This is a genomic window from Streptomyces sp. NPDC005863 (assembly GCF_042871345.1).
Taxonomy (GTDB): Bacteria; Actinomycetota; Actinomycetes; order Streptomycetales; family Streptomycetaceae; genus Streptomyces.
This window is the reverse complement of sequence record NZ_JBIAII010000016.1, coordinates 19276-39545: the sequence shown is the minus strand read 5'-3', so window position 1 is coordinate 39545 and position 20270 is coordinate 19276. Positions and strand designations below refer to the sequence as shown.

Annotated in this window: 19 protein-coding genes; 13 read left to right on the top strand and 6 right to left on the bottom strand. The window is 71.5% G+C overall.

What is annotated here, in order from left to right:
• Window positions 1-119 precede the first annotated feature (119 nt).
• The 10 genes from ACFYO9_RS35940 (at window position 120) to pstB (ending at window position 11437) form a co-directional block, all read left to right on the top strand.
• Window positions 120-533, top strand: coding sequence for a GntR family transcriptional regulator (locus ACFYO9_RS35940; RefSeq protein ID WP_355820265.1), 414 nt, complete (start codon window positions 120-122; stop codon window positions 531-533).
• The gene (locus ACFYO9_RS35935) at window positions 530-1429 is read left to right on the top strand and encodes an ABC transporter ATP-binding protein (RefSeq protein ID WP_358777842.1); all 900 of its coding nucleotides are present in this window, start codon (window positions 530-532) and stop codon (window positions 1427-1429) included. The genes ACFYO9_RS35940 and ACFYO9_RS35935 overlap by 4 nt, the downstream gene beginning before the upstream one ends.
• Window positions 1426-2475 (top strand): hypothetical protein, encoded by a 1050-nt coding sequence (locus ACFYO9_RS35930; protein WP_358777843.1) that lies wholly within the window; start codon window positions 1426-1428, stop codon window positions 2473-2475. The genes ACFYO9_RS35935 and ACFYO9_RS35930 overlap by 4 nt, the downstream gene beginning before the upstream one ends.
• Window positions 2476-2633: 158 nt before the next feature.
• On the top strand, window positions 2634-5039 hold the full coding sequence (locus ACFYO9_RS35925) for an RNA degradosome polyphosphate kinase (RefSeq protein ID WP_388667060.1): 2406 nt from the start codon (window positions 2634-2636) through the stop codon (window positions 5037-5039).
• Complete coding sequence (locus ACFYO9_RS35920; protein ID WP_358777844.1) at window positions 5020-6387, top strand: CHAD domain-containing protein; 1368 nt, start codon at window positions 5020-5022, stop codon at window positions 6385-6387. Before ACFYO9_RS35925 ends, ACFYO9_RS35920 begins: the two co-directional genes overlap by 20 nt.
• Complete coding sequence (locus tag ACFYO9_RS35915) at window positions 6384-6830, top strand: NUDIX hydrolase (protein WP_358777845.1); 447 nt, start codon at window positions 6384-6386, stop codon at window positions 6828-6830. Before ACFYO9_RS35920 ends, ACFYO9_RS35915 begins: the two co-directional genes overlap by 4 nt.
• A gap of 255 nt (window positions 6831-7085) precedes the next feature.
• Window positions 7086-8210 carry a phosphate ABC transporter substrate-binding protein PstS gene (gene pstS, locus ACFYO9_RS35910; protein ID WP_355820277.1) on the top strand — a complete coding sequence of 375 codons (1125 nt, stop codon included), beginning with the start codon at window positions 7086-7088 and terminating at the stop codon, window positions 8208-8210.
• 304 nt (window positions 8211-8514) lie between these two features.
• Window positions 8515-9537, top strand: coding sequence for a phosphate ABC transporter permease subunit PstC (gene pstC, locus ACFYO9_RS35905; protein ID WP_355820279.1), 1023 nt, complete (start codon window positions 8515-8517; stop codon window positions 9535-9537).
• A complete protein-coding gene (gene pstA / locus ACFYO9_RS35900) occupies window positions 9534-10607 on the top strand; it encodes a phosphate ABC transporter permease PstA (RefSeq protein WP_355820281.1) in 1074 nt (357 codons plus the stop codon). Before pstC ends, pstA begins: the two co-directional genes overlap by 4 nt.
• A gap of 53 nt (window positions 10608-10660) precedes the next feature.
• The gene (gene pstB / locus ACFYO9_RS35895) at window positions 10661-11437 is read left to right on the top strand and encodes a phosphate ABC transporter ATP-binding protein PstB (RefSeq protein ID WP_355820283.1); all 777 of its coding nucleotides are present in this window, start codon (window positions 10661-10663) and stop codon (window positions 11435-11437) included.
• 132 nt (window positions 11438-11569) lie between these two features.
• Here the strand turns inward: pstB and ACFYO9_RS35890 are convergent, their stop codons facing one another.
• Together ACFYO9_RS35890 and ACFYO9_RS35885 are read right to left on the bottom strand one after the other, a co-directional pair.
• Complete coding sequence (locus ACFYO9_RS35890) at window positions 11570-12568, bottom strand: inorganic phosphate transporter (protein WP_355820285.1); 999 nt, start codon at window positions 12566-12568, stop codon at window positions 11570-11572.
• Between the two features lie 9 nt (window positions 12569-12577).
• Window positions 12578-13198, bottom strand: coding sequence for a DUF47 family protein (locus ACFYO9_RS35885; protein WP_324767024.1), 621 nt, complete (start codon window positions 13196-13198; stop codon window positions 12578-12580).
• Window positions 13199-13416: 218 nt separating this feature from the next.
• On the opposite strand from ACFYO9_RS35885, the gene ACFYO9_RS35880 reads away from it, so the two are divergent.
• A complete protein-coding gene (locus tag ACFYO9_RS35880; protein ID WP_355820287.1) occupies window positions 13417-13800 on the top strand; it encodes a metal-sensitive transcriptional regulator in 384 nt (127 codons plus the stop codon).
• A 944-nt stretch (window positions 13801-14744) separates the two neighbouring features.
• On the opposite strand, the gene ACFYO9_RS35875 is transcribed toward ACFYO9_RS35880, so the two are convergent.
• Window positions 14745-15005 (bottom strand): hypothetical protein, encoded by a 261-nt coding sequence (locus tag ACFYO9_RS35875; RefSeq protein ID WP_358777846.1) that lies wholly within the window; start codon window positions 15003-15005, stop codon window positions 14745-14747.
• A 171-nt stretch (window positions 15006-15176) separates the two neighbouring features.
• A complete protein-coding gene (locus tag ACFYO9_RS35870; RefSeq protein WP_358777847.1) occupies window positions 15177-16007 on the bottom strand; it encodes a hypothetical protein in 831 nt (276 codons plus the stop codon).
• Window positions 16008-16152: 145 nt separating this feature from the next.
• Between ACFYO9_RS35870 and ACFYO9_RS35865 the strand changes: the two genes are divergently transcribed.
• Both ACFYO9_RS35865 and ACFYO9_RS35860 read left to right on the top strand, forming a co-directional pair.
• Complete coding sequence (locus ACFYO9_RS35865; protein ID WP_355820293.1) at window positions 16153-16308, top strand: hypothetical protein; 156 nt, start codon at window positions 16153-16155, stop codon at window positions 16306-16308.
• 115 nt (window positions 16309-16423) lie between these two features.
• Window positions 16424-18025 carry an FAD-binding oxidoreductase gene (locus ACFYO9_RS35860; protein ID WP_358777848.1) on the top strand — a complete coding sequence of 534 codons (1602 nt, stop codon included), beginning with the start codon at window positions 16424-16426 and terminating at the stop codon, window positions 18023-18025.
• Between the two features lie 73 nt (window positions 18026-18098).
• On the opposite strand, the gene ACFYO9_RS35855 is transcribed toward ACFYO9_RS35860, so the two are convergent.
• Window positions 18099-18818: a phosphatase PAP2 family protein gene (locus ACFYO9_RS35855; protein ID WP_358712441.1), complete on the bottom strand. Its 720-nt coding sequence runs from the start codon at window positions 18816-18818 to the stop codon at window positions 18099-18101.
• A 248-nt stretch (window positions 18819-19066) separates the two neighbouring features.
• Window positions 19067-20077: a bifunctional lytic transglycosylase/C40 family peptidase gene (locus ACFYO9_RS35850; protein WP_358777849.1), complete on the bottom strand. Its 1011-nt coding sequence runs from the start codon at window positions 20075-20077 to the stop codon at window positions 19067-19069.
• Between the last annotated feature and the right edge of the window lie 193 nt (window positions 20078-20270).

Here is a 20270-nt window from a genome sequence, read left to right as displayed (position 1 = left end):
CCGCTCCCCCTCCTCCCTTCCCCCTCCCCCACGCCCCATTTCGCACCGCCCTCTTGACTCAGCCCCACCCTTCCACCACCCTTTCACTACTCAATTAGTGAAAGGGTGGTGGAAAGGCAGTGCTCGAGTACCGGATCGATCGGCGCAGCGGCGTCGCCACCTATCTCCAGATCGTCCAGCAGACCCAACAGGCCCTGCGCCTCGGCCTGTTGGAGACCGGCGACAAGTTGCCCACGGCCCGCGAGGTGGTCGAGGCCACCGCCATCAATCCGAACACCGTGCTGAAGGCCTACCGCGAGCTGGAGCGGGAGGGGCTGGTCGAGGCCCGGCGCGGCCTCGGCACCTTCGTGCGCCGCACGCTCGGCCACGCACCGGCCGACTCACCGCTGCGGGGCGAGCTCGTCGAGTGGGCCGCGCGGGCCCGGCGGGCCGGCCTGGACCGGGACGACGTCGCGGCGCTCTTCACCGCCGTACTGGACGAGCAGTTCACACCGGCAGCGGCGACAACACCTACCAAGGGGGACCCCGCGTGAGCGACACCGCCATCGAGGCGAACGGACTGACCAAACGCTACGGCCGGGGCCGAACCGCCCTGGACGCCTGCTCGTTCCGCCTGCCCGCCGGACGCGTCTGCGCGGTCGTCGGGCCGAACGGCGCCGGCAAGTCGACCCTGCTCGCGCTCGCCGCGGGACTCGACCGCCCCAGCTCCGGCACCCTCTCCGTCCTCGGCACGCACCCCGCCGAGGCCCGCCACCGGGTCGCGTACGTGGCCCAGGACAAGCCGCTCCACCCGCAGTTGACCGTCGCGGCGACCCTGCGGCTGGGCGCCGAGCTCAACCCGGGGCGCTGGGACGCCGCCGTCGCCGAACGCGTCGTGGGCGACGGGGACCTCGACATGGGCGCCCGCGTCCGCACCCTCTCCGGCGGAGAGCGCACCCGCGTCGCCCTCGCGCTCGCCCTCGGCAAACGCGCCGAACTGCTGCTCCTGGACGAGCCGATGGCCGACCTCGACCCGCTCGCCCGGCACCAGCTCATGGGCACCCTGATGGCCGGGGCCGCCGAGCACGGCACGACGGTCGTGATGTCCTCGCACATCGTCGGCGAACTCGCCGAGTCCTGCGACCACTTGCTGCTCGTCGCCGCGGGCCGCATCCGCCTCGGTGGCGGCATCGACGACCTGATCGGCGCACACCGCCTGGTCACCGGGCCGGGACCCGCCGACCGGCTGCACCCGCACACCGTCGTCGAGTCCCGGCCCACCGGCCGCGGCCTGTCGGCGATGATCCGCCCCGAAGGCCCGGTCGGTGACGCCTGGGACGTCCAAGAACCCTCCCTGGAGGAGCTGTTGCTCGCCCATCTGCGCACCCCGGACACCGCACCGCTGCTGACGCCGGGCACCACCCCCGCCACCCCGGCGGTGACCGCGTGACCACCCTGATGCCCGCACCCGAGAACGGGTCCGCGCCCACGCCCGCGTCCACACCTGCCGAGGCGCGCGGCCGGCGCACCGGCCTCTCCCTGCCCGGACCCTGCCGGGCCGTCCTGCGCCAGCACCGCACCGCCCTGTGGATCACGGTCGCGCTGTTCGCGCTCGCCGCCGCGGCGCTGATCGCCGACCGTCTGTGGGTCGCCCACGCGGCCGACGTCTTCACCGCGTCCGACTGCTCGATCCGGCACACCACGAGGGAGTGCGGCGGCTCGGTCCGCGGTTACCTCGACGCCGAGCTGCAGTTCGACCGGAACCTCGACTACCTGGGCATGGGCCTGCTCGCGCTGCCCTGTCTGATCGGGGCGTTCGTCGCGGGGCCGCTCGTCGGGCGGGAGCTGGAGACCGGCACGTACAAGCTGGGCTGGACCCAGTCGGTCACCCCGGCCCGCTGGCTCGCCGACCGCCTCGTCGTGTGCGCCGCGCTCGTGACCGCAGGGACGACCCTGCTCGTCGCCGTCCAGCGCTGGGCCTGGACGACCGGGCCGGAGCACGCGTACTCCAGGGGCCCCTGGTACGAGCGGGCGATCTACGGCTCGGTGGGCCCGGTCGCCCTGGCGTACGCCCTGCTCGGCCTCGCCGTCGGGGCGCTCGCCGGGCTCCTGCTGCGCCGGGCGCTGCCCGCGGTGGGGGTCGCGGTGGCCGTCACCGCCGGCGCGGTCGCCGCGCTGCCGCTGCTGCGCCCGCACCTGTGGCCGACCGAGACGGGCAGCTGGGCGATGGGCAGCCGCATCACGGTCCCGGACTTCTCCTACGAGGTGGACTGGAGCCTGCTCACCGCCGACGGGGGGCGGCTGCCCGAATCGGTGTGCTGGGCCCCTGACCCCGAGCGGTGTTTCGCCGACCACCAAGTCACCGGCCGGTACGCCGAGTTCCACCCCTCGTCGCACTTCTGGCCGCTCCAGCTCGTGGAGGGCGCCATCGTGCTCGTCCTCGCGGCCGCCGCCCTCTACGCCGCCTTCCGCCTGCTGCGCCGTCGCGCGGCCTGACCGCACACCGCCGCGGCCGAAACCGTACGCTCATCCGGCCGGAACCGTACGATCTGCCGCAGGCCCCCGCGCCGAGGACGCCCGGGGGCCTTCGGCCGATGTCCCGCACGTCATGTCGCCGTAACCGCTGATTCAGACAGGCTTGCGACGCTCGCCCCATGCAGCCGTCCGTGCCCGACCCCGCCCCGGTGAACGGGAAGCGCCGTCTCGCTCCCGCGCTCTCCGACGCGCCTGTCGTCGCGTCCGCGCGGAAGAATGGTCGTATGAGCGAGCAGAACACGCAGGGACCGGCCCACCCGTCTGCCGGCGCCACCCTCGGCCGCGCCCCCGCGGGCCGTCCGGACGCCCGGCACGTCCAGCCTTCCGTGGGTTCCATCGCCGCGCACCGCCCGGCCACCATCGCCGCCACCGTCTCCGACCTCGACCCGGACATCGACGCCGACCTCGACGCGTACGACGAGGACGCCCAGATCGGGCACGACGGCGCCGAGCTGCCCCAGGGGCGGTTCCTGGACCGGGAGCGCAGCTGGCTCGCCTTCAACGAGCGGGTGCTCGAACTCGCCGAGGACCCGCAGACCCCGCTCCTGGAGCGCGCGAACTTCCTGGCGATCTTCGCCTCGAACCTGGACGAGTTCTTCATGGTCCGCGTCGCCGGCCTCAAGCGGCGCATCGCCACCGGCGTCGCCACCCGTTCGGCCTCCGGCCTGCAGCCCCGTGAGGTGCTGGAGCTCATCTGGAACCGTTCCCGTGAGCTCATGGCCCGGCACGCCGCCTGCTACCAGGACGACGTCGCGCCCGGCCTCGCCGACGAGGGCATCCACCTGGTGCGCTGGCACGAGCTGACCGAGAAGGAGCAGTCCCGGCTCTTCACGCTCTTCCGGCAGCAGATCTTCCCCGTCCTGACCCCGCTCGCCGTGGACCCCGCGCACCCCTTCCCGTACATCTCGGGGCTCTCGCTCAACCTCGCCGTGGTCGTCCGCAACCCGGTGTCCGGGCATCAGCACTTCGCACGTGTGAAGGTTCCTCCGCTGCTCTCCCGCTTCCTGGAGGCGTCCCCGCAGCGGTACGTGCCGATCGAGGACGTCATCGCCGCGCCCGCGCACCTCCAGGAGCTCTTCCCCGGGATGGAGATCCAGGAGCACCACATGTTCCGGCTCACCAGGAACGAGGACCTGGAGGTCGAGGAGGACGACGCGGAGAATCTGCTCCAGGCCCTGGAGAAGGAGCTCATGCGGCGCCGTTTCGGGCCGCCCGTGCGCCTGGAGGTCGAGGAGTCCATCGCGCCGAACGTGTTGAGCCTGCTGGTGCGCGAGCTGAAGATCAGCGAGGCCGAGGTCTATCCGCTGCCGGGACCGCTCGACCTCACCGGCCTCTTCAGCATCGCCAAACTGGACCGGCCCGAGCTGAAGTACCCCAAGTTCGTGGCGGGCACCCACCGTGACCTCGCCGAGGTCGAGTCGGCGTCCGCCCCCGACATATTCGCGGCCCTTCACGAACGCGACGTACTCCTGCATCATCCGTACGACTCGTTCTCCACGTCCGTGCAGGCGTTCCTGGAGCAGGCCGCGTCCGACCCCGACGTCCTCGCCATCAAGCAGACGCTGTACCGCACCTCCGGCGACTCCCCGATAGTGGACGCGCTGATCGACGCCGCCGAGTCCGGCAAACAGGTCCTCGTCCTCGTGGAGATCAAGGCCCGCTTCGACGAGCAGGCCAACATCAAGTGGGCGCGGAAGCTGGAGGAGGCGGGCTGCCACGTCGTCTACGGCCTCGTCGGCCTGAAGACGCACTGCAAGCTCTCCCTCGTCGTGCGCCAGGAGGGCGAGACCCTGGTCCGCTACTCGCACGTGGGCACCGGCAACTACCACCCCAAGACCGCCCGCCTGTACGAGGATCTCGGCCTGCTCACCTCCAACGCGGAGGTCGGCGCGGACCTCTCCGACCTCTTCAACCGGCTCTCCGGGTACTCCCGCAGGGAGACCTACCGCCGGCTCCTCGTGGCCCCCAAGTCGCTGCGCGACGGGCTCGTCTCCCGCATCGACAAGGAGACGCAGCACCACCGGGCGGGCCGCCCCTCCTACGTCCGCATCAAGGTCAACTCGATGGTCGACGAGGCCGTCGTGGACGCGCTGTACCGGGCGTCGCAGGCGGGCGTCGAGGTGGACGTGTGGGTGCGCGGCATCTGCGCGGTGCGCCCCGGCGTCGAGGGGCTCTCGGAGAACATCCGGGTGCGTTCCGTTCTCGGCCGCTTCCTGGAGCACTCCCGCATCTTCGCCTTCGGCAACGGGGGCGAGCCGGAGGTGTGGATCGGCAGCGCCGACATGATGCACCGCAATCTCGACCGCCGCATCGAGGCGCTGGTCCGGGTCCAGGACCCGGCGCACCGGGCGGCCCTCAGCCGGCTCCTGGAGACCGGCATGTCGGACACCACCGCCTCCTGGCACCTGGGCGCGGACGGCAACTGGACCCGCCACTCGGTGGATCCGGAGGGCCGCCCGCTGCGGAACGTACAGGAGATGCTCATAGACGCCCGGAGGCGCCGGCGTGGCACAGCAACACCGTGAGATGACGAGTACGGGGACGGGTACGGGGGTCCCTTCAGGTACGGGGGGCGGCGCGGGTTCCGCGGGTGAGGTCCTCACGGTCTATCTGCAGGAGCAGGCGACCGAGTTCCTGCGCTCGCTGCGGCTGCACCGCGAGTCGTCGGCGGACACGCAGGGCGCCGAGGAGTCCTCGGCGGCGGCCCGCTCGCTGCGCCGTGCGGCCCGCCGCATCAGCGGCACGCTGCACACGTTCGCCCCGCTCCTGGACGCGGACTGGTCCTCCGCGCTCCGGCCCGAACTGGCGTGGCTGTCCGGCACGTTGGCGCAGGAGCACGCGTACGCGCTGCGCCTGGAGCGGCTGTCCGGGGCGCTGCACCGACTGTCGGGCACGCCGGAGCCCTCGGGGGTGGGGGTGGGTGCGGGGTCCGGCGCGGGTGGTTCGGGTGCGGGTGTGGGTCCCGGCCCGAGTACGGGTACGGGTGCGGTGTCGCGTACGGGAGTCCTCGCCGCGTCCGCCGTCTCCGCGCGGCGGTACGGGGGGCCGCAGGCCACGGCCACGGTGCCGGCGCCGGGAGGCACGGGGTCAGGAGGGCCGGGAGGTCCCGAGTCGGGTGCCGGTGGGGGCCATCGGGGTGCCACCCTCCGCGGACCCGCCGCGGGTGCCACCGTCCGCGGGCCCGCCGCGGGTGCCACCCTCCGCGGACCCGCCGCCGACACCGGCCCCCGCGGGCCCGCCGCCGGCGCCACGACCCGCGGTCTCGCGGTGGGCGCGGCCAAGGCCGCCGCCCTCCTGGAGCGCCAGCTCACCCTCGCCAGGACGCGGGCCCACTCCGCCGCCCTGCAGGCCCTCGGCTCCTCCCGCTTCCACGCGGTGGCCGACAGCGTGGCCGTACTGGCCAGCGAGGTCCCCGTACGCGGTGCCGCAGGCCACGACCTGCGGCACCTGGCCGCCTCGGCCGAGGCCGCCCTCGCCGAGGCCGTCGGCGCGCTGCCGCTCGGCCAGGCGGGCCACCCCTACAACGCCGGCGCCCTCGTCCACGGCCTCGGCGCGGAGACGGCCCCCGACGCGCAGGACGCCCCCTGGCTGAAGGTCCGCTCCCTGCTGCGCCTGCACCGGTACGCCCAGGAGGTCGTCCTCGGCCACGCGCCCCCGCAGCCCCGCGTGCTGGACGCGAGCCACGCCCTGAACGTCCACCGGGAGGCGGCGGCCGCGGCGGCCGCGGCGGCCCAGGCGGCGCGCACCCCGCGGATCGCGCCCGCCACGGCGTACGCCCTGGGTGTGCTGCACGCCGATCAGCGCCACGATGTGGAGGCGGCACGTTTCGCCTTCCAACAGGCGTGGCCGCACGAGGAGGTACGGGCCCGGTGACGCACGGCACAGGCGAGCACACCGTCCTCGCGGCCGGCTGCGTCCTGTGGCGCCCCGCGCCCGGCGCCGCGTACGGCATCGAACTCGCCCTGGTGCACCGCCCCAAGTGGGCGGACTGGTCCCACCCGAAGGGCAAGCTCAAGCACGCGGAGCCGGCCCCCGACGCGGCCGTGCGGGAGGTCCTGGAGGAGACCGGGATGCGGTGCGAGCTCGGCGCGGAGCTGTCCACCGCGCGCTACCGGGACGCCCGGGGCAACCCCAAGGAGGTGCGCTACTGGGCCGCGGAGGCGGTCGGCGGCACCTTCGTCCCCAACGACGAGGTCTCGCACCTGCGTTGGCTCACGCCGGAGGCGGCCCGCCGCGCCCTGCCCCGGTCCCGCGACGCGGAGCTCGTCGGCGAACTGCTCGCGGCGCTCGGCCGCACCACGGTGGACGACCACTGACGGCACCGACGGGCCACTGACGGCACCGACGGCCACTGACCGCACCGACGGTCGCTGACGCCCACCGGCGCCTATCACCATGCGTAGCAGTACCGTTACCTTCCGTAGCAGATCGCCTCACCAGGCCGACCGCCGAGGTTCACCCGCCGTTCACTCGTGCCCATCGGCTGCTTCACCTGCCCTGCCTAATTTCGGCCTTACAACACCTCGCACGCCGCCAGCAAGGGTCGGCGGCTCCCGGAAGGAAGACCCGAAGTGAAGCTTCAGCGCAAGAACCGGCTCCGCGCCCTCTCCCTCGGCGCCCTCGCCGTCTCCGGCGCCCTGGCCCTCACGGCGTGCGGCTCCGACGACACGAGCTCGGGCGGTGGCGGCAAGGAGACCAACGCCAACGCCAACATCAAGTGCGACGACGCCAAGGGGCAGCTCGCGGCGTCGGGTTCGTCCGCGCAGAAGAACGCCGTCGACGCCTGGCGGAAGGTCTACACGACCAACTGCAAGGACGTGCAGCTCAACTACAACCCGACGGGTTCCGGCGCCGGCATCACCGCGTTCACGCAGGGCCAGACCGCGTTCGCCGGCTCCGACTCGGCGCTGAAGCCGGAGGAGATCGAGAAGTCGAAGAAGGTCTGCAAGGGCAGCCAGGCCATCGACCTGCCCATGGTGGGCGGCCCGATCGCCATCGGCTACAACGTCCCCGGCGTCGACAGCCTGACCCTGGACGCCAAGGCCCTCGGCGACATCTTCAACAACAAGATCAAGACCTGGGACGACAAGGCGATCAAGAAGCTCAACCCCGACGCCAAGCTTCCCGGCACCAAGATCCAGGCGTTCCACCGCTCCGACGAGTCCGGCACCACGGACAACTTCACCAAGTACCTGAAGGGCGCCGCCCCCGACGCCTGGCCGTACGAGCCGGGCAAGTCGTGGGAGCCCAAGGGCGGCCAGTCCGCCAACGGCTCCGCGGGTGTCGCGGGCCAGGTCAAGCAGACCCCGGGCGCCATCTCGTACTTCGAGCTCTCCTACGCCGGTGAGGGCATCAAGACCGTCGACGTGAAGACGGACGCCAAGGAGCCGGTGAAGGCCACCGTCGACAACGCCTCCAAGGCCATCGCCGAGGCGAAGATCAAGGGCAAGGGCAAGGACCTCGCGCTCGAGCTGAACTACAAGCCGACCGCCGAGGGCGCCTACCCGGTCACCCTGGTCACCTACGAGGTCGTCTGCGAGAAGGGCAACAAGCCCGAGACGCTCGCCGCCACCAAGTCCTTCCTGACCTACATCGCCAGCGAGGACGGCCAGAACGTCCTCAAGGACAACGACTACGCGCCGATCCCGGCCGAGATCATCACCAAGGTCCGCTCCACCGTCGCGGGCCTGAGCTAGGGCCTCCCGTCTGGATCAGGCCGGGCTCGCGGGGTCCGGCACGCGCGCTCGCGGCGTTGTCGTCGGTCGCCATGGCTCCGCCATGCCTCCCTCCTCCGCCTTGCGATCGCACGCACCAGCTCCTCCGCCTTGCGATCGCACGCACCGGACCCCGCTCCCTGATCCGGCCCGATCCAGACGACAGACCCTGGCTGAACCGAGTGCGGCCGGCCCCGCGGTACCAGGGCCGGCCGCACCGTCCGGTGCACCGCCGCCACGGAGCGCCTGCCCCCGCGCACGGCGCCTCCGCAGACCGGAGAACCCCATGGACATACCCAGCAGCACCACCGCACCTCCACCCGTCGACGACGCCAGGCCGGCGGCCCCGGTGAGCAAGGCCGCCGCCCGCGGCGCCACCCGCCCCGGCGACCGGATCTTCCTCGGCCTCTCCCGCGGTTCCGGCATCACGCTCCTCGTGATCATGGCCGCCATCGCCGCGTTCCTCACGTACCGCACGGCCCTCGCCCTCGCCGACAACACGGGCAACTTCCTCACCACCCTCGAATGGGACCCGGCCGGCGCCTCCACCGGCGGCAAGCCGTACTTCGGCATCGCCGTCCTGGTCTTCGGCACCGTGGTGAGCTCGCTGATCGCCCTGGTGATCGCGGTCCCCGTCGCCATCGGCATCGCGCTGTTCATCTCGCACTACGCGCCGCGCAGCCTGGCGGGCCCCATCGCCTTCGTGATCGACCTGCTGGCCGCCGTGCCCTCGATCGTGTACGGCCTGTGGGGCGCCCTCGTCGTCGCCCCCCACCTCACCGGTCTCTACAGCTGGCTCGACGACTACCTCGGCTGGACCGGCGTCCTCGAGTACCAGGGCGGCGCCCCGCGCTCCCTGATGACCGTCGGAATCCTCCTCGCGATCATGATCCTGCCGATCATCACCAATGTGAGCCGCGAGGTCTTCCTGCAGGTCCCGAAGGCGCACGAGGAGGCCGCGCTGGCCCTCGGCGCCACCCGCTGGGAGGTCGTCCGGATGTCGGTGCTGCCCTTCGGCCGCTCCGGGATCATCTCCGCCTCGATGCTGGGCCTCGGCCGCGCGCTCGGCGAGACGATCGCCGTCGCCACCGTGCTCTCCCCGACCTTCGTGATCCAGGCCTCCGTGCTCGACTACGGCGGCGGCACCTTCGCGCAGAACATCGCCAGCAAGTTCAACGAGGCCAGCTCGTACGGCCAGGACGCGCTCATCGCCTCCGGCCTGATCCTGTTCCTCATCACGCTGCTGGTCAACGGCGCGGCCCGCCTGATCATCGCGCGCCGCAAGGAGTACTCGGGGGCCAACGCATGACCACCACGACACCCACCCCGTCCGACCCGCTCGTCAAGCGCCCCTCGACGCTCCGTGCGGCCGGCCTCCCGCGCTGGTCCCCCGCGGCCGTCGCGGCCGGCTCGGCGGCGCTCGCGATCGGCATCGGCGCCGGGGCCGGCCTGGACAGCCGCATCCAGTGGGGCCTGATCGCCGCGCTGCTCTTCATCGCCGGCTCGTACGTACTCGCCGTCGCCGTCGAGGGCGTCCGGCAGGCCAAGGACCGCCTCGCCACCTCGCTGGTCTGGGTCATGTTCCTGCTGGCCGTCGTCCCGCTGGCCTCGCTGATCTACGAGACCGTGCAGCGCGGCATCAAGGTCTTCGACGTCTACTTCCTCACCCACTCGATGGGCGTCGTCGCCGACGACGAGGTGGGCGGCGGTGTCTACCACGCACTCATCGGCACCCTGGAGCAGGTGCTCCTGGCCTCCGTGATCGCCGTGCCGATCGGCCTGCTCACCGCGGTCTACCTGGTGGAGTACGGGCGCGGGAGGCTCTCCAAGGTCGTCACGTTCTTCGTGGACGTCATGACCGGCATCCCGTCGATCGTCGCGGGACTGTTCGTGCTCAGCTTCTGGATCCTGATCCTCGGCTTCGACTTCTCCGGCTGGGCCGGCGCGATGGCGCTCGCCATCCTGATGATGCCGGTCGTCGTGCGCTCCACCGAGGAGATGCTCAAGCTCGTGCCGAACGAGCTGCGCGAGGCCTCCCTCGCCCTCGGCGTGCCGAAGTGGCGGACCATCCTCAAGGTCGTGCTGCCCACCGCGGTCGGCGGCATCACCACGGGCGTCATGCTCGCGGTGGCCCGCATCGCCGGCGAGACCGCGCCGGTCCTGCTCCTGGTCTGGGTGAACCCCCTGATCAACACGAACCCCTTCGAGGGCTCGCAGGCGTCGCTGCCGCTGTACATCTACCAGCAGTACGCGGCCGGCAACGACGCGGCGTACGACCGGGCCTGGGCGGCGGCCCTCACCCTCATCGCCTTCATCATGATCCTCAACCTGGCGGCCCGCGGCGTAGCCCGCTGGAAGGCCCCCAAGACGGGCCGCTGAGCGGCCATATCAGCGACCTTTCCCGCAGAACCCCGAAAGAAGCAGTGATCCTTATGGCCAAGCGAATCGACGTATCGGGCCTGACCGCCTTCTACGGCTCCCACAAGGCGATCGACGACATCTCGATGACCGTGGAGCCGCGCTCCGTGACGGCCTTCATCGGCCCGTCCGGCTGCGGCAAGTCCACGTTCCTGCGCACCCTGAACCGCATGCACGAGGTCACATCCGGCGGGCGCGTCGAGGGCAAGGTGCTCCTGGACGACGAGGATCTGTACGGCGCGGGCGTGGACCCGGTGGCGGTGCGCCGCACGGTCGGCATGGTCTTCCAGCGCCCCAACCCGTTCCCCACGATGTCGATCTTCGACAACGTCGCGGCGGGCCTGAAGCTGAACGGCTCGTACAAGAAGAGCGAGCTGAACGACGTCGTCGAGAAGTCCCTCAAGGGCGCGAACCTCTGGAACGAGGTCAAGGACCGTCTCAACAAGCCCGGCTCGGGCCTCTCCGGCGGCCAGCAGCAGCGGCTGTGCATCGCGCGGGCCATCGCGGTCGAGCCCGACGTGCTCCTCATGGACGAGCCCTGCTCGGCGCTCGACCCGATATCGACGCTCGCCATCGAGGACCTCATCGGCGAGCTGAAGGAGCGCTTCACGATCGTCATCGTGACGCACAACATGCAGCAGGCGGCGCGCGTCTCGGACCGCACAGCCTTCTTCAACCTCGCCGCCGTCGGCCAGCCCGGCAAGCTCGTCGAGATCGACGAGACCGAGCGGATCTTCTCCAACCCGTCGGTGCAGGCGACCGAGGACTACATCTCGGGCCGCTTCGGCTGAGCCGATCCCGACTCCTTGCGGTGCTGCATGGCGGTGCCACCGCAGGGGCAACAAGGAAGGCCCGCCCCCTGGCTCCCGGGGGGCGGGCCTTTCCGTCGTACGGACCGTACGTCCGCGGGCAATTCCCGGCTTCTACAGGAACGCGAGGTCCACGATCCAGAAGCTGACCGCCGCGACGATCGCGGCCGCCGGCATCGTGATGAACCAGCCCAGGATGATGTTCTTGGCGACACCCCACCGCACCGCGTTGACCCGCTTCGTCGCGCCCACGCCCATGATCGCGGAGGTGATGACGTGGGTGGTGGAGATCGGCGCGTGGAACATGAAGGCCGTGCTGAACATGATGCCCGCGCCGGTCGTCTCGGCGGCGAAGCCCTGCGGCGGGTCCAGCTCGATGATCTTGCGGCCGAGGGTACGCATGATGCGCCAGCCGCCCGCGTACGTACCGAGCGAGAGCATCAGCGCACAGGCGATCTTGACCCAGATCGGGATGGGCGCGTCGGCGTCCTGCACATCGGAGATGACCAGGGCCATCACCACGATGCCCATGGTCTTCTGCGCGTCCTGGAGGCCGTGTCCGAGCGCCATGCCGGCCGCGGAGACGGTCTGCGCGATGCGGAAGCCGCGCTTGGCCTTGTGCGGGTTGGACTTGCGGAACATCCACATGATCGCGCACATCACCAGATAGCCGACGACGAGGCCGACCACCGGGGACAGGAACATCGGGATGACGATCTTGTCGACGACCCCGGACCAGATGACCCCGATGCCACCGGCGAGCGCCGCCCCGACCATGCCGCCGAAGAGGGCGTGCGAGGAGGACGAGGGCAGGCCGAAGTACCAGGTGATGAGGTTCCACACGATCGCGCCGACGAGCGCGGCGAAGAGCACCCACATGCCCTTGTTGCCGTGCGGGGTCTCGATGAGGCCCTCGCTCACGGTCTTGGCGACGCCGCTGCCGAGGAAGGCGCCCGCCAGGTTCATCACCGCGGCCATGGCGAGCGCCGCGCGGGGCGTCAGGGCACGCGTGGAGACGGACGTGGCGATGGCGTTCGCGGAGTCGTGGAAGCCGTTCGTATAAGTGAATCCGAGCGCGACGCCGATGGTCACGATCAAGGCAAAGGTGTCCATGGCGGTGTCTCAGGACTCCTTGACCGCGATGGTCTCCACAGTGTTCGCCACGTGCTCGAAGGCGTCGGCGGCCTCTTCCAGCACATCCACGATCTGCTTCAGCTTCAGCACTTCCATGGCGTCGTACTTGCCGTTGAAGAGCTGCGCCAGGAGCTTGCGGTGGATCTGGTCGGCCTGGTTCTCCAGACGGTTGACCTCGATCCAGTACTCGGTGAGGTTCGACATCGTCCGCAGGTTGGGCATGGCCTCGGCGGTGAGCTCGGCGGCCCTGGCGAGGACCTCGATCTGCTGCTCGACGCCCTTGGGGAGCTCCTCGACCTGGTACAGGACGACCAGGTCGACGGCCTCCTCCATGAAGTCCATGATGTCGTCGAGGGACGAGGCGAGGTTGTAGATGTCCTCGCGGTCGAACGGCGTGATGAAGGAGGAGTTCAGCTGGTGGAAGATCGCATGCGTGGCGTCGTCTCCCGCGTGTTCCGCGGCCCGCATCCGCTCTGCGATCTCGGCCCGTGCGGAAGAGTCCGCTCCGAGCAGTTCCATGAGGAGCTTCGAGCCCGTGACGATGTTGTCCGCGGATGCGGCGAACATGTCGTAGAAGCTCGTCTCCCTGGGGGTCAGACGAAAGCGCACGTGGGGTCCTCGGGGTGCTTTGGATGCGGTCAGGCTGATGCTAGGCGCATCATCCGGCCACGGCTAACCGGCCGCCCCCCAGTGTCGCCCATCAGGCACAGTGATCAGCACGCCCCCCGAGAAATCGGCTATCCTATACCCACCAGGGGTATATGGATCTGCACAAATGCGGGTACGCCCGAGGGGAAGCCCCGCGGCAGGACCAGGAGGAGGACGCGATGACGACCACCGAGGCGGCCGACGCGGCTGTGCCGGGTGCGGGTGGGGCCAGTGACGGCGCGGGTGGCGCCGGGGAGATCGTCACGGACCACGACCGTGGGGTGCACGGGTACCACAAGCAGAAGGACGAGCACCTCAAGCGGCTGCGGCGCATCGAGGGACAGATCCGCGGCCTGCAGCGCATGGTCGAGGAGGACGTCTACTGCATCGACATACTCACGCAGGTCTCGGCGAGCACGAAGGCCCTGCAGTCCTTCGCGCTGCAGCTCCTGGAGGAGCACCTGCGGCACTGCGTGGCCGACGCGGCGGTCAAGGGCGGGACGGAGATCGACGCGAAGGTGGAAGAGGCGACTCGGGCTATCGCCCGGATGCTCCGCACGTAGTCGCTCCCGCTTGGGGGGGCGGTTTGTGGGTGGGCCGGCGCGTACGGGGCGCCGGGGGCCCGCCACGGGGTGCTTCCCGTACGGCCGGTGAGCGAGGCCTGTCCGCCGCGGCGCCCGCGAGCCACGTCACCCCGGCCGGGTGGCCGGTGAGCGAGGCCCGTCCGCCGCGGCCCGCGAGCCACGTCACCCCGGCCGGGTGGCCGGCTCGCCCCTCCCCGGACGCACCCCGCGAGACACCTCGCCCCGCGCCTACGCCTGGCCACGTGCCGCTGCGCGGGCTTCTCCCCCCTCCACCAACGCACCCCGCGAGACACCTCACCCCGCACCCCACGCCTGGCCGCGTGCCCGCTGCGCGGGCTTTTCCCCACCCACCCACCCGCCCATACACGGCACCCAGCGCCCGCCCGGCAAGCGCCCCCCCAGCACCGCCGATGCCCGCCCGCGCGGGCAGCTCCCCCCCTCCACCAACGCACCCCGCGAGACACCTCACCCCGCACTCGACGCCTGACGCGTGCCCGCTACGCGGGCTCTTCCCCACCCACCCGCCCATCCTGTGCGCCAGCACCCCGCCTGGTTAGCGACCCCAGCACTGCCGACGCCCACCCCGGGCGGTCAGCCCCCTCCACCAACGCACCCTGCGAAATACCCGACCGCGTGCCCGCTGCGCGGGATTCTCCCGGCCACCCGCCCGTACACGGCACCCAGCGCCAGCTCGGCCCTCCGCCGACGCACCCCACACGCCACGTCACCCCGCACCCCGTGCCCACTCACTGGCTGCGCAGGTTTCTCCCCGCCTGCCCTCCGGCGGCGTACCCGTACCCGTACCCGTACCCGCTGCGCGGGCCGCTTGGTTCGTTCCTCGACTGTGCGGTGCGGGGTGAACGGGTGGGTGGGTGGGATACATCGCCGCGAAGCGGCGGACAGGAACGCCACCCCCGGACCCCTCAGGCGGACCCCCGCGACCCCTCCCGGGACGTAGACCGAGCCGCAGGCGTCGACTGGGACGCAGGCGCAAGCGCAGGCGTAGACGGTGACGTCGACGGGTCGGGCCCGTCCGTGACCCTCAGAACCTCGTCGATGCGGTCAAAGCTCAGACGCCCCGCCGCCGCACTCGCCGCAATGATGAGCTCCCCGCAGAGTTCGATCTCGGCGAGGGCGACGTGGTCCTGAACCGCCGTGCCACCACGCACCGGAGCCACGTTCATCACCTCTTCCTGCCGACACCGACCAACTGACTGACCGACCCACCGGCCAACCGACTCACCGAACCGGCCGACCGGCCGACCGACCGACCAACCGACTTCCCGTCCCAGGGTAGAGAGCCCCCTCCGTGCCGCGCATGGCACAGACGGACCATTTCCACCAGCCGTACGCGACTACTGCTCGGCAATCTTCCCGGCGAAGATGTCCTCCTCGGCCGGAAGTCGTACCTTCACGTCCGCCCCGAAGTCGTAGAGCAGCGTGGTCGACGCCACGTTGACGTCCGACACCGCGAACCGCTGCCGCACCTTCCGCACCCGGCCCCGGTCGTCGAGGTAGACGTCGAAGGGCACACTCCCCTTGCTGAACCCTTTCCTCGCCGCCGCACCCAGCGCCCCGCGCTGACCAGCGGAGGCGGCCCGCGCCGCGGCGCGCAGGTCGACGACGCCGCGATAGTGCCGTACCTCCGTCCCACCGAGCCGCTCCTCCCCCACGAACCCCACCTTCCGCGCCCCGCGCAGCAGTTCAGCCGCCGCGAGGGGATCCGTGGCGCCGCCGGTGACGAGGTTGCCGTCGGAGAGCGAACGTGTCTCGATCCGTACCCACTTGTCGGCCGGCACCCCGGCCCCGCGGTTCTTCATGTAGAGCGCGCCGTCGGACATCAGCTCGGTGATGGGCCGGTGCTCGGCCTTGCCCGCGGGGTCCCGCGGCAGCACCACCTCGAACCGGCCGAGCTGCCGCGCGAAGTCGTAGACCCCGGTGCCGCGGATGGTGACGCGCGTACCGCCGCTGGCCATCTCCATGGACGTGTTCGCCTTCGAACTGCCCGCCCGCACCAGCGAGTCGGCGGACTTGCGCACCACGTCGCCGGGGTCGACGGCCCCGCTGCCGTCCGCGACGGCCCCGGACCCCGAACAGCCGGTGGCGACGGCCATCAGGCCCACCGCCGTGACCGCGGCGACGACCACGGCGTCCGCCGCACCCGTGCGCCTGTGCCGTTGCACCATGGCCTGCCTACCCCCAAGCGTCCCGCGCCTGTCGTGGCTGTTCCCCCGTCTCCCGGATAACGACCGGTGCATGGAGCCGTCACGCCGCCGGCCCCCGTACCGGAACCGTCGACGGCCGTTCACCCGGGCTCGGTACGGTGGCCGGGTGGCCGATCAGCATGACCCCGCATCCCACCGCACGACGACGGTCGAGAAGGGCCGGTTCGTCGCCGCCCACTGCAGCTGCGGCTGGCGCGGCCCCGCCCGGCGGGCCCGCAGCAAGGCCCGTACCGACGCGACCGCCCACGAGGAAACCCCCTGAGGACCCCTAGGGCCCACCGTCCCGAACCCCGTATGGAACCCCCGCCCGCCCCACACCGTCTCGTTCTCCGGGAAGCAACGGGAGGCGCGTCATGGAACGACGGATGGAACGACGGATGGAACGACGGACGTTCATCGGCACAGCGGCGGCCACACTCGCGGCCGCCACGGTCGCGGGCTGCACCGGCGGCGGTTCGGGCACGAGCGGCACGAGCGGCGCCGCGACCGGCACCGGCACCGCGTCACGCAGCACCGGCAGCGGCAGCGGCGGCACCGCCCTGAGAACCGCCAGCGCCGCGGCCTCCGCCCCCGCCTCCCTCAAGGCGCTCGCCCGTAACCTGGACGGCATCCTCGTCCAGCCCGGCGAGGCCAAGTGGGCGGCGGCCCGTCAGCTCTACAACACGCGCTACGACGACCTGAAGCCGACCGCCGTCGCCTACGTCGCGCACCCGGACGACATCCGCACCGCCTTCGCGTACGCCCGCGCCCACCACACCCCGGTCGCGATCCGCAACGGCGGCCACAGTTACGCGGGTTGGTCCTCCGGCACCGGCCGCCTCGTCATCGACGTGTCGAAGCTGAGCAAGATACGGGCGAGCGGAAGCACGGCGACCATAGGCGGCGGCGCCAAGCTCATCGACGTCTACCGCTCGCTCGCCGCGAAGGGCGTCACCATCCCCGCGGGCTCCTGCCCGACCGTCGGCATCTCCGGGCTCACCCTCGGCGGCGGCCACGGCGTGGTCTCCCGCGCGTACGGCCTGACCTGCGACAGCCTCACCTCCGCCACGCTGATCACGGCGGACGGCAAGCAGCTCACCGCCTCCGCGTCCGAGAACAAGGACCTGTTCTGGGCGCTGCGCGGCGCGGGCAACGGCAACTTCGGCGTGGTGACCGAGCTGACGTACCGTACGCACGCCGCGCCCCAGGGCGTCTCCGCGTACATGACCTGGCCCTGGTCGAAGGCGGCCGCCGTCGTCAAGGCGTGGCAGCAGTGGGGCCCCGACCAGCCCGACGAGATCTGGTCCTCCCTGCACCTGGCCAACGCCCCCGGCGGCACGCCCACCGTCTCCGTGGCGTGCTTCTCGCTCGGCACCTACGGCGAGCTGCAGAACGCCGTCGACCGGCTCGCCGACAGGATCGGCGCACCGGCGCGCAGCGTCTCGCTGAAGCGGCGTACGTACGAGGAGTCGATGGAGGTGTACGCGGGCTGCTCGTCCTTCGCCACGGACGCCCAGTGCCACCTGCCCGGCGCGACGCCGGGCCGGACCTCGACGGGCGCCCTGCAGCGCGAGACGTACGGGGCCGCATCGGACTTCTTCGACCGTTCCCTGTCGGCGGCGGGCATCCGCGCGCTGCTGTCGCAGATCGAGAACGTGACGGGGGCGAGCGGCGGCAGCATCGCGCTGACCGCGCTCGGCGGCGCGGTCAACCGGGTCGACCCGACGGCGACGGCCTTCGTGCACCGCCGTTCGCGGATGCTGGCGCAGTACATCGCGTCGTGGCGTGCGGGCACCTCTAGCAAGCCCGCACAGGCGTGGCTGAAAAAGGCCCATGGGGCGATGGGGCGGTACGCGTCGGGAGCGGCGTACCAGAACTACACGGACGCGACGCTGACGAACTGGCGCGAGGCGTACTACGGGACTGCGGCGCCGCGCCTGAAGAAGCTGAAGAAGCAGTACGACCCGGGGCGCTTCTTCGACTTCCCGCAGGCGCTGTAGGCGCCTGTACGCGCCTGTAGGCGAGCCTTACGGTGATCCGGCGGGTCCGCGGCGCGGCGGCCGTTCGCGCGGGTCAGGCGGCGAGGTCCCGCTCGTCGGGGTCGGCGGCGGCCCGGTCCTGCGACGGGGACGCCGTCCCGGTCAGCGGCGCGGCGACGGGGGCGACTTTGCGGTCCCACACCAGCCACCCGGCGCGCCGGGTCCGCCCGACCGCCTTGGCGAGCGGCGTGAGCAGCGCCATGGCGAGCGGTGACAGGAGCAGCGCGACGGCCGTGCCGAGCGCGAAGCCGCCGACGACGTCCGTCGGGTAGTGCACGCCCATGAAGACCCGGCAAAAGCCCTCGACGACGGCGAGGCCGAGGCCGACGAGCCCGAACTTGCGGTGGGCGACGAAGAGTCCGGCGCCGACGGCCATGGCGAGCGTCGCGTGGTCGCTCACGAACGAGTAGTCGTTCTTGCCGTCCGCGAGGAGTTCCAGGCCGGGGTGGTCGCGGAACGGGCGGGGCCGCTCCACGAAGCCGCGGATGGGGATGTTGACCAGGACGGCGATCCCGGCGGCGAGCGGCGCCCACACGACGGCGGCGACACAGGACGCGGCGTCGTCGAGGGTCGCCCGGCGGCGCTGGCCCCACCAGCACCAGACCACGAGCAGCACGAGGGCGAGCAGCAGGCCGTACTCCCCGACGAACGCCATGGCGCGGTCGAGCCAGGACGGGGCGTCCTTCGCCAGGCCGTTGATGTCGTAGAGCAGGCTGACGTCGGGGTTCGACCCGGATTCATCGAGTCCAGCCATGGCGCTGCGGCCCCTTGTCTCCTAGCCCATGGGCGCACGTTGCTGTGCGCCCGTCCCATCAACCCCCGTGGTCGGTCCAGTCCAGGGAACGCCCAGCACCCCGCCCTACGTTCCACTCTCCACTGAAAGATCACTGAGACGTTACCGAAGAGAGACTCGTCGCCGCAGCTCAGGGGGATGTTCTGACGGAGAGTTCAAGCCACCTCACGCCCCGCGCTCGCCTCCGTGCGCCCCCGCTTGTGGCACCCTCAGACCTCGGGCGGCTTCTCCGGCAAGGCCTTGGCCCCGTCGGCGGTGACACGGGTCGCGCCAAAATAATCGGGGGTGTCGACCGGGTCGAAGCGGATCACGGCGCCGGGCCGCGGAGCGTTGATCATGTAGCCACCGCCGACGTAGATCCCGACGTGCCGGATGGCGCGCGAATTGGTGAGGTCGTCGGAGAAGAACACCAGGTCGCCGGGGAGCAGTTCGGCCCGCTTGGGGTGCGGTCCCGCGTTGTACTGGTCGTTGGCGACGCGCGGCAGCGTGATGTCGACGGAGCGGTAGGCGGCGAGGGTGAGCCCGGAGCAGTCGAAGCGGCCGTTCTGGTCGGCGGTGCCGTTGCCGCCCCAGAGGTAGGGGGTGCCGAGCTTCTTCTGCGCGTAGTAGATGGCCGCGGCCGCCTGCTGCGAGGGCGCGACCCGGCCGACGGGCCGCGCGAAGCTCTTCGACAGGTCGGTGATGGTCTTCACGTAGTTCTGCGTCTCGCTGTAGGGCGGCACGCCGCCGTACTTGATGACGGCGTAGGCGCCCGCGTTGTACGCGGCGAGCATGTTCTTGGTCGGGTTGCCCGGGGCGTCCTTCACGTACCCGGCGAGCTTGCAGTCGTACGAGGCGGCGGACGGGATGGCGTCCTGCGGGTCCCAGACGTCCCGGTCGCCGTCCCCGTCGCCGTCGACGCCGTGCGCGGCCCAGGTGCCCGGGATGAACTGCGCTATCCCCAGCGCCTGCGCGGGGCTCTTGGCGCGCGGGTTGAAGCCGCTCTCCTGGTAGAGCTGGGCGGCGAGCAGCGCGGGGTTGATCGCCTTGCAGAGGTTGCCCCACTTCTGCACGATCGGCTGGTACGTCGCCGGCACGGCCCCCTTGGCCAGTCCGACGGTCTCGCCCCCGGACCCGCCCGCGAGGCTCCCCGCGGCCATGTACGTCCCGACGACGAGCAGCGCGATGAAGCTGAGGGCACCACCGATCCCGACGGACGCGACCAACCACGCCTTACGCACCGTCAACCACCCCTCACCCGCCGGTAGCCCACCGGCGCTCAGTGTAGAGGCCCGGTACGACGAGGGGGCGGACCGAGCGGAGATCATCGGGCCAGTCCGCCACCACTTGGCCATCCACCGTGACCATCACCGTGTCCATCCACCGTGACCATCACCGTGATCATCGGCACACCCCGGCGATGACCCGGCGGAC